The organism is Virgibacillus carmonensis (assembly GCF_057836705.1).
On record NZ_JBYQFJ010000337.1, the window covers coordinates 1 to 555 of the forward strand.

Genomic DNA, 555 nt, shown 5'->3' on the forward strand with positions numbered 1-555 from the left:
GCCGCAAACATTCATCGTAGATTTCTTCCAGTTATGAAAGGATTGTTCAATTACCCTTCGCCGACCCCAGTAAAATATGCACTGCAACGGAAAGGACTGGAATGTGGCGGTGTACGCTTACCGCTGGTTGCTTTATCAAAAGACGAACAAAAGGTAATAGACGATGTAATCAAAAGGGATTTATACTTTAAGAAAGCATAATCGGTATAAAGTATAAAAAATCCAAGGCGCCATTAGTCCCGGCGACAACCCAGGCTTTTTAGACTGCCAACTAAATGTTGGTGGTTTTTTTAATAGGAAAACCTTCACTTGTTCATACTAATTACTAGCAGTATAAAAACAAGAGGAGTGTCGCTAAATGAATAATCAACCATCAATGGATAAAGACAAAAACCAAGAAGAGGAAAACAACAAGTCTTCCCTAGTGGAAAAAATACAACAGCTTGGACAATCCAATGTCCCGCAATCACCAGATTCGAATATTCATGTACTTACTATTATTGGTCAAGTTGAGGGGCATATACAATTACCTCCGCAAAACAAAACAACGAAATA

At 38.4% G+C, this 555-nt stretch carries 1 protein-coding gene and 1 pseudogene; both read left to right on the forward strand.

Annotated features, from left to right (window positions below; all coding sequences use genetic code 11):
* Positions 1–201: dihydrodipicolinate synthase family protein (locus AC3G7N_RS22200; protein WP_489424277.1), on the forward strand; the 201-nt coding region annotated here is incomplete at its 5' end.
* 157 nt (positions 202–358) lie between these two features.
* A pseudogene (locus tag AC3G7N_RS22205) lies at positions 359–555 on the forward strand (translocation-enhancing protein TepA); the annotation flags it as partial.